Below are 8,927 nucleotides of genomic sequence, written 5' to 3' on the forward strand. Positions count from 1 at the left end.
TATTTTACATCCAATCCGCATTTCCATGCGTAACACAGCCAAGAACAACACAAGGCGCGCGGCTCCGGCAGGCGGGCTAAAGGGAAAACGCTATGAAAATCATCCCGGTCATCACCGCTTTACTGGTGTCCGCTGGCCTTTATCTGTTTGTTTTTGAGCGTGATCGGCTCTTTGACCTGGCGCAGCCTGCCGCGGCGCAGGCAACAGAAACGTCGCAGGTCGCGCAGGCCCCTGCAACCGAGGACGCGGACGATTCTGCGGTTGGCGTCGTGGCGATGCGTTCAGTGGCGCAAACCATTGACAGCGCCGTTGTGTTGCGAGGCCGGACAGAGGCCGCGCGCCAAGTCACCATCGCCGCTGAGACCAACGGACTAGTGATTTCCGAACCGATCCGTAAGGGTGCATCTGTCATGGAAGGCGACGTCATGTGCCGCCTTGATCCGGGCACACGTGCAGCGATGCTGGATGAAGCCCGCGCCCGCCTTGCCGAAGCTGAAGGCCGGGTTCCCGAAGCCGAGGCCAGCGTGATCGAAGCGAACGCGCGCGTTCGCGAGGCAGAAATCAATCTGAACGCGGCCCAGCGCCTGTCGGAAGATGGCTTTGCCTCTGAGACCCGCCTGGTCAGCGCCGAGGCCGCCATGCAGGCCGCAACTGCCGGCGTTCAGCGCGCCCGTTCAGGTGTCTCTTCCGCCCTTGCTGGCATCCAATCCGCGCAGGCCTCAGTCGCATCCGCAGAGCGCGAGATTGACAAACTCACGATCACCGCACCCTTTTCTGGCCTGTTGGAAACCGACACCGCAGAGCTTGGTGCGTTGATGCAAACAGGCACGCCCTGCGCGACGATCATCCAACTCAACGAGATCAAGCTTGTGGGCTTTGTGCCCGAAGCCGATGTCGCGAAGGTCAAGGTCGGCGCAATTGCCGGCGCGCGGCTGACCAGCGGACAGCAAGTGCGCGGGATGGTCACTTTCCTGTCCCGCAGCGCCGATGAGCTGACCCGCACATTCCGCGTTGAGGTCACCATAGATAATGCAGACCTCGCCATCAGCGATGGGCAGACAGCGGAGATTCTTGTGGCCTCTGACGGGCGCACCGCACATCTGATCGCGCAGTCCACACTGACGCTTGATGATGACGGCGTCCTGGGCGTGCGCACGGTCGCAGACGGCAATATCGTTCAATTCATGCCGATCACCCTGCTGCGTGACACTATAGAGGGCGTTTGGGTCACCGACTTGCCGGAAACGGTGGACATCATCACCATCGGTCAGGAATTTGTTGTCGACGGCGTCCGCGTCGCCCCCACATTTACGGAAGCCAAGGGATGACTGGATTGGTAGATTGGGCTGCCTCGCGCGCCCGCATGGTTCTGGCCTTTATCGCCCTCTCGCTTCTGGCGGGGGGCATGGCTTATGTGGGGCTTCCCAAAGAAGGCGAGCCGGATATTGAAATCCCCGCGATCTTCGTGTCGGTGCCTTTCCCCGGGATATCTGCCGAGGACAGTGAGACGTTGCTGGTCAAACCAATGGAATCGGAGCTTTCCGATCTGGACGGGCTCAAGACAATGTCGGCAAGCGGCGCTGAGGGCTTTGCGGGCATCGCCCTGGAGTTTGAATTCGGTTGGGACAAGACCAAGATCATGGCCGATATTCGGTCTGCAATGAACAACGCACAGGCCCAGTTTCCCAGTGGGGCCGATCAATACATCATCAGCGAGATCAACTTCTCAGAGTTCCCGATTGTTATCGTCAACCTGACCGGCGACGTGCCGGAACGAACTTTGCTTCAGGTGGCCAAAAACCTGCAAGACCGCATCGAAGAACTGGATGCGGTGCTTGAGGCCGGACTTGCCGGGGAACGCGACGAGATGCTGGAAGTCGTGATCGACCCGCTCCGGCTTGAAGCGTATAACGTCACCGCGGGCGAGTTGATCGGCGTTGTCACCAGCAATAACCTGCTGATCGCTGCCGGTGAAGTGGAAACCGCGCAGGGCACATTCGCGGTGAAAATCCCGTCATCCTTTGATGAGCCCCAAGACGTCTACAATCTGCCCGTGAAAACCAACGGCGACCGCGTCATCACGTTGGGCGATCTGGCCACCATCCGCCTGACATTCGAGGACCGCGTCGGCACTGCACGCTTTAACGGCGTCAACACGGTGGCCTTGCAGGTCGTCAAACGCAAGGGTTTCAACCTGATCGACACGACCGCATTGGTCAGGGAAGTCGTCGAAGACGAACGCGCAAGCTGGTCGCCTGAGTTGCAGGCCGCCATTCAGGTCGGCACTTCAAACGATCAATCGCGCAATGTGGCGTCGATGGTCAGCCAGCTTGAAGGCTCTGTGCTGACCGCGATCGCGCTTGTGATGATCGTGGTGCTCGCCACACTTGGTACGCGACCCGCGCTGTTGGTTGGTTTCGCGATCCCCACGTCATTTCTGCTGACGTTCGCATTGCTGGCCGTGATGGAGATCACGATCTCGAACATTGTCATGTTCGGCCTGATCCTGGCGGTTGGCATGTTGGTTGATGGCGCGATCGTGGTGGTGGAATACGCCGACAAGCGCATCCGCGACGGCTCTGGCCCGATGGAGGCTTACGTGGAGGCTGCAAAGCGCATGTTCTGGCCGATCATCTCCTCCACTGCGACAACGCTTTGCGCCTTCCTGCCGATGCTGTTCTGGCCCGGGGTGCCGGGGCAATTCATGGGCATGTTGCCGGTCACTTTGATTTTCGTACTTTGTGCCTCATTGGTTGTGGCGCTCGTTTACCTGCCGGTCATGGGCGGTGTCACGGGCCGGATGAGCCGGCTTTTCGGCAATACGTCCGATGCGATGCGCGCGCGCCTGCCATGGGTTGTCCGTGCGGCATTGATCATCCCTGCTGTCATGATCGTATTCACCGGCGCAATGTTGACACTGAACCCCGGCTATTTGTCAGGTGAAGCGGTGCAGACAGGTGGTTTTGTCGATAGCCTGCCTGGTATGATCCTGTTTCTTGGCGGCGCGTTTTTGTTGTCGATCACCATCGGCGCTGCCCGCATCGAACGCGCCCAAAAGAACATCAAGGCCGGATACCGCCGCACGCCATTCGGTCATTTTATGCATTTCATCGCGGGCAACCCTGTGATGCCGCTGGTTTCAGTCGGCGCGGTGATATTCACGGTCGTGTCGATCTTTGGCTATTATGGGGCCAACAACAACGGCGTCGAATTCTTCGTCGAATCTGAGCCGGAGCAAGCCATCGTCTATGTGCGCGCACGCGGCAACCTGTCCTTGATGGAAAAGGACGATCTGGTGCGACAGGCTGAGGCCGTCGTACTGGCCCATCCCGGTGTCATTACTGCGTTTTCCTTCGCGGGCGATGGCGGGTTGAACACGGATTCAAGCGGGGCAAGCACCCCTGTTGACACAATTGGTCAGGTCCAGCTTGAAACGATCCCTTGGGTTGACCGTGCGGGTATTGCCGAATTGGACGGTGATGTTGTGTTGGATGAAATTCAGGCCGAGCTGAACAAGATCCCCGGCATCCGCACGGAAATCCTCGCCCAGTCGCGCGGTCCGGCGTCCGGCAAACCTGTGCATCTGCGCCTGAAAAGCGACAATTGGGATGATCTGATTGCGGCAACCGGCATCGCACGCGCGCAGTTTGAACTGACGCCCGGCCTCAACCAGATCGAGGATTCGCTGCCCCTGCCCGGCATCGACTGGCAGATCGACGTGGATGTCGAAAAGGCGGGCCGCTATGGCGCCGATGTGGCGACCGTGGGCGCGATGGTGCAGATGGTCACGCGTGGCATACTTCTTGATACAATGCGGGTGGATACATCCGATGAGGAGATTGAAATCCGAGTCCGCCTGCCCGACGAAGATCGCGTGTTGTCCACCTTGGACAGCCTGAAAGTCCGTACCAATCAGGGGCTGATCCCGCTGTCGAACTTTATCACCCGCACGCCGGTGGCCAAGCTTGCCCAGATCGACCGGATCGACCAGCAACGCTACTTTGATGTCAAAGCCGGTGTTGAGACCGGCCTGACAACGCTGGTTGTCGATGGTGACCCTGTCGCAGTTGTCAGCATCGTCAGCGAAGACGCCATTGGCATGGACCGCTACCGCGTCGAAACCCTGATTGGTGAAACGACATCAGCCAGCTTGACGGCCTTGGTCGAGGCTGGCGGGACATTGGAAACCCCATTGAACGCGAACGAACGGATCGCGGTGCTGACAGCCTGGCTCGACACTTCGCCGTTCGCATCCACGATTGATTGGGAATGGACCGGCGATCAGGAAGATCAGGCCGAATCCGGCGCCTTCCTGCAGGTCGCTTTTGCAGGTGCTTTGGGGCTGATGTTCATTATCCTGCTGGCCCAGTTCAACAGCATTTATAACTCGCTTCTGGTGTTGATGGCCGTTGTCATGTCTACGGCCGGATCGCTTGTGGGCATGTTGGTGATGGATCAGCCGTTCTCCATCATCATGACGGGAACAGGCATTGTGGCCTTGGCCGGTATCGTGGTGAACAACAACATCATCCTGATCGATACCTATCAGGAATACAGCAAATACATGCCCAAGGCCGAGGCGATCACACGCACCGCAGAGGCCCGCATCCGCCCTGTTCTGCTGACCACGATCACGACAATGGCAGGTCTGGCGCCGATGATGTTCGGCCTGAGCCTTGATTTCATGAATGGCGGCTATTCCATAGACAGCCCGACAGCACTTTGGTGGAAGCAGTTGGCGACGGCCGTTGTCTTCGGCCTCGGGATCGCGACCATGCTGACGTTGGTCTTTACACCTTCAATGCTGGCTGTACGGGTCTGGTTCATCACGTACCTGGAATGGACAGCGCAGCTACTGGCCAAGCTATCAATGGGCCGCAGCAGCCGTGCGGCGCGCGACTGGGCATTGCGCAAGCAAGCGCAGCGGATCAAAACGCCAGAAGTGATCTGGCACGAGGACACCTACCCCGATCCGGCAGCACCGGTTGAGCTACAACCGTCGGTGCAGGCGGCAGAATAAACAGCGGCCTCTACGCCGGAATTTCTTCTTCCTCAACCTGCCGGTTCCACAGATGCGCATAACGGCCGTCTTGGGCCAGCAAATCGTCATGCCGCCCTTCTTCGACGATCAGCCCGTCCTCAAGCACAACGATCCGATCGGCGTCCGCAATCGTGGACAGCCGGTGCGCGATGGTGATGACAGTGCGGCCTTCGCCCATCGCTTTCAGCTCCGCCTGGATTTCCATCTCGGTTTCAGTGTCGAGCGCGGATGTGGCCTCATCCAGCAACAGGATTGGCGGGTTCTTTAGCAAGGTCCGCGCAATGCCCACACGCTGCTTTTCACCACCCGATAGCTTCAGCCCCCGTTCACCGACGGTCGTGTCATACCCATCCGGCAGCCCCACGATAAAGGCATGGATCTTCGCGGCTTTGGCGGCGGCGATGATGTCTTCCTCGCTGGCGTCAGGGCGGCCATAGGCGATGTTGTAATGCACGGTGTCGTTGAACAGGACCGTGTCCTGCGGGACCACGCCGATTTGCGCATGCAGGCTATCCTGGGTCACATCACGCACATCCTGACCGTCAATCAGTAAAGCACCCCCACCCACATCATAAAAACGGAACAACAACCGCCCGATGGTGGACTTCCCCGACCCCGAAGAGCCGACAATGGCAACCGTCTGGCCCGGTTCAACCTCAAGATCGATCCCTTTGAGAATGGGGCGCGCGGCATCATAGCCGAAGCTGAGATCACGCAGGGCGACACGACCACCTGTGACTTCCAAAGGCTTGGCGCCCGGCTTGTCTTGCACTTCCTCAGGCTGGCCCAGCAGATCAAACATATCGCCCATGTCGATCAATGCCTGCCGTATTTCACGGTAGACAGTACCAAGAAAATTGAGCGGCAATGTGATCTGGATCATATAGGCGTTTACCATCACGAAATCACCGACCGTCAGGTCGCCGCGCTGCACCCCCATTGCCGCCATGACCATGACCACAACGAGGCCGCCCGTAATCAGAAATGACTGGCCGAAGTTGAGAAAAGCGAGCGAGTAATTGGTCCTGATCGCCGCGTTCTCATAGCTGGCCATGGCACTGTCATAGCGGTCAGCCTCCCAGCTTTCGGCGCCGAAATACTTCACCGTTTCGAAATTCAAGAGGCTGTCGATAGCCTTCTGGTTGGCGTCCATGTCCTGATCGTTCATTTCCTTGCGGATCTGCACGCGCCATTCGGTGATCTTGAAGGTAAAGACAACATAAAGCGCTATCGTCACAACAACGACCGCCAAGTACCAGACATCAAACAGGAAAAACAGCACGACCGAGATCATCAATAGCTCAAGGATCAGTGGCCCCATCGACAGCAAGAGGAACCGCAACAGAAAGTCGACACCCTTCACGCCGCGTTCAATGATCCGCGACAAGCCACCGGTTTTGCGGGTGATGTGATAGCGCATCGACAGGCGGTGGATATGGGTGAACGTCTCAAGTGCGAGTTGTCGCAGGGCGCGCTGGCCCACGGGGGTAAAGACGACATCGCGCAATTGCTGGAAGCCCACCGTCATCAAGCGCGCGACACCGTAGGCGATGGTCAAGCCAACCGCACCAATACCCAGAAACACAGCGGGCGACGCGTTCTCTGGGGCCAGCGCATCGACCGCGTATTTGTAAAGGATCGGCGTGAAGGCCGCGATGACCTTGGATAAAAGCAGCACTGTCAACGCCAGCACGACGCGCCGCTTGATCCACGGCGAATCGTCGGACCAGATATAGGGGGCGACCCGCTTGATGACGCTCCATCCCTGGATTTGCGCATCTGACAGATTGGCGTTGGTTTTTGAAAGACTTCGCATGAAAACTCCGAGCTGCGGCCACCTTACTTATGAGGCCGCGCCTGCGATGACCAGAGCTGGCCAGATTATTCAATTATTTCGGGTATCCGGAAGATCTGCCCAGGATAAATGAGATCGGGATCGCGGATCAAATCGGCATTTGCGGCAAAGATTTCGATGTAGTAAATACCGCGGCCCAGGTTCTCTTCTGCGATGGCCCAAAGCGTGGCGCCCGGTTGCACTGTTTTCACGGCGACCTCGAAGCCTTCCGCTTCGGTTTCTTCAGCGAGCACGGCGGCCACATCGGCAGGTTCTTCACGTTTGAACGGGGTTTCCAACCGCGAAATCACGTCGCCCTCGCTATCCACCTCGTCGATGCGCAGCGTGTAGACGCCCGTATCAATCTGGGGCAATGCAATTTGCCAGTCCCCACCCCTGGTAACGGGTGACGCCGTGACAGGTTCGTTGTCGATATAGACTTGCACCGCCCCATCACCAATCGCGCGACCGGCGAGTTGCACTTCACCCGCGGGATCATAGGTGATGGCATCAAGCACGACGTTGTCGCTTGGCACGTCGGGCCCGCCTTGGACGATACGTATGCCATCAGCATCGGATTCCAGGACCGTGGGTGGCGCGGGTGCGCGCGTTGCGATAGCGGGTGCCTGTGGTATGACGGCAGGTGCCGTGGCCTGCGAAAGCTCTGTGGTTTCTGCGGCTGCTGCGGCCGGGTCCGCCACAACAGCAGGTGCCGCAATAGGTGCCACGATATAGCTGGTATCGGATGGGATTGCGGCGCCTTCGGGATCGGCCAGCAGCGACAGGCGGCGCGGGGATGGTGACGGACGCGCGCGCGCGAGGGCGACGAAGCTGCCAGTGCCATCGGACCTCACACGCTCAATCGCTTCACCGCCCAAGATGATATCAACCACCTGCTCCGGCTCCGCGCGGCCAGCAATGACCATGCTGCCGTCAGGATCGACGCGGAACGTGTCAAACTGCGGGCCTGCGGGAGGCGTTGGTGTCTCTGGGGCAATGGTAGCCACTTCCGGGTTGGGTTCCGGCGCTGTTTCTTCTACCGCTTCAACGACCGGCGCGGGCTCTGAAACGGGTGCGACTTCAGTGGCGGTTTCCGCGACAGGTGCAGCGCTGTCGGCAATCTGAGGCGTGGGCATTGCCAAGAAAATACCAATGCCGATCAACACGGCAACAAGACCGCCCCAAACAATTGGTTTCACATTTGATTTCTGCGCGTCTGTCACGGTCTGCCCTCTCGTCCGCGGGTGTTTTTTTGCAGCCCCGCGTCATTTGGTTGAGCCACCTTAGCAACGCGGGTATGACCGGTCAAAGCCAAGCTGAGCGAAAGGGCAAAGAGATGTCAGAAACCATGAAATCCGTGTGTGTCTATTGTGGCTCTCGCAACGGCAATAGCCCCGCATTCGCCGCCAGCGCCATCGCAACGGGTGAGATGCTGGCCGGACAAGGGTGGCGTCTGGTTTATGGTGCTGGTGATGTGGGCTTGATGGGGCTTCTTGCCACCGCCGTGCAAACGGCCGGAGGGCGCACCTTTGGCGTGATCCCGACCCATCTGCTGGATTGGGAGGTCGGCAGGCGCGATCTTGATACATTTGTGATTACCGAAACCATGCATGAGCGCAAGAAGGTGATGTTTATGAATGCCGACGCGGTCGTTGTGTTGCCCGGTGGCGCAGGCTCCTTGGATGAGCTCTTTGAGGCGCTCACCTGGCGTCAGCTTAAACTGCACGACAAACCGCTGATTTTGCTCAATATAGACGGATTTTGGGATCCACTTTGCGATCTTTTGCAGCACGTCGTTGACAGCGGTTTTGCCGGAAATGACATCCTGTCCTTTGTGCAGATCGCCGAAGATGTCCCCGCCCTTCAAAAGATGTTGGCGGCGGCGCTCTAGCCCGGCCATGAGGGTCTGACAGGCGGACTGCTGCGCAAATGATCTTGCGCAGCGGTTCCTCGCTAACGGCGCCCTGCCGACAAGCAAAAGGCCCGCGGGAAGACGTCCCGTGGGCCTTTGTGAGCGGTCCAGACGCGCCGGTTACATACGGCTGGCGACGT

General features: G+C 58.8%; 5 protein-coding genes. 3 read left to right on the plus strand and 2 right to left on the minus strand.

Annotated elements, in window-relative coordinates:
• The first annotated feature begins 92 nt into the window (after positions 1–92).
• The gene (locus ACFDSS_RS11880; protein ID WP_375255955.1) at positions 93–1,328 is read left to right on the plus strand and encodes an efflux RND transporter periplasmic adaptor subunit; all 1,236 of its coding nucleotides are present in this window, start codon (positions 93–95) and stop codon (positions 1,326–1,328) included.
• Positions 1,325–5,020: an efflux RND transporter permease subunit gene (locus ACFDSS_RS11885; protein ID WP_375255956.1), complete on the plus strand. Its 3,696-nt coding sequence runs from the start codon at positions 1,325–1,327 to the stop codon at positions 5,018–5,020. The genes ACFDSS_RS11880 and ACFDSS_RS11885 overlap by 4 nt, the downstream gene beginning before the upstream one ends.
• A gap of 10 nt (positions 5,021–5,030) precedes the next feature.
• On the opposite strand, the gene ACFDSS_RS11890 is transcribed toward ACFDSS_RS11885, so the two are convergent.
• Entirely contained in the window at positions 5,031–6,857 is a 1,827-nt protein-coding gene (locus ACFDSS_RS11890) for an ABCB family ABC transporter ATP-binding protein/permease (RefSeq protein WP_375255957.1), read from the minus strand.
• 65 nt (positions 6,858–6,922) lie between these two features.
• Positions 6,923–8,098: a LysM peptidoglycan-binding domain-containing protein gene (locus ACFDSS_RS11895; protein ID WP_375255958.1), complete on the minus strand. Its 1,176-nt coding sequence runs from the start codon at positions 8,096–8,098 to the stop codon at positions 6,923–6,925.
• 113 nt (positions 8,099–8,211) lie between these two features.
• Here ACFDSS_RS11895 and ACFDSS_RS11900 point away from each other — a divergent pair, with 113 nt between their 5' ends.
• The gene (locus ACFDSS_RS11900; protein ID WP_375255959.1) at positions 8,212–8,766 is read left to right on the plus strand and encodes a TIGR00730 family Rossman fold protein; all 555 of its coding nucleotides are present in this window, start codon (positions 8,212–8,214) and stop codon (positions 8,764–8,766) included.
• Positions 8,767–8,927 lie beyond the last annotated feature (161 nt).

Source organism: Yoonia sp. (assembly GCF_042093035.1).
Classification (GTDB): Bacteria; Pseudomonadota; Alphaproteobacteria; order Rhodobacterales; family Rhodobacteraceae; genus Yoonia.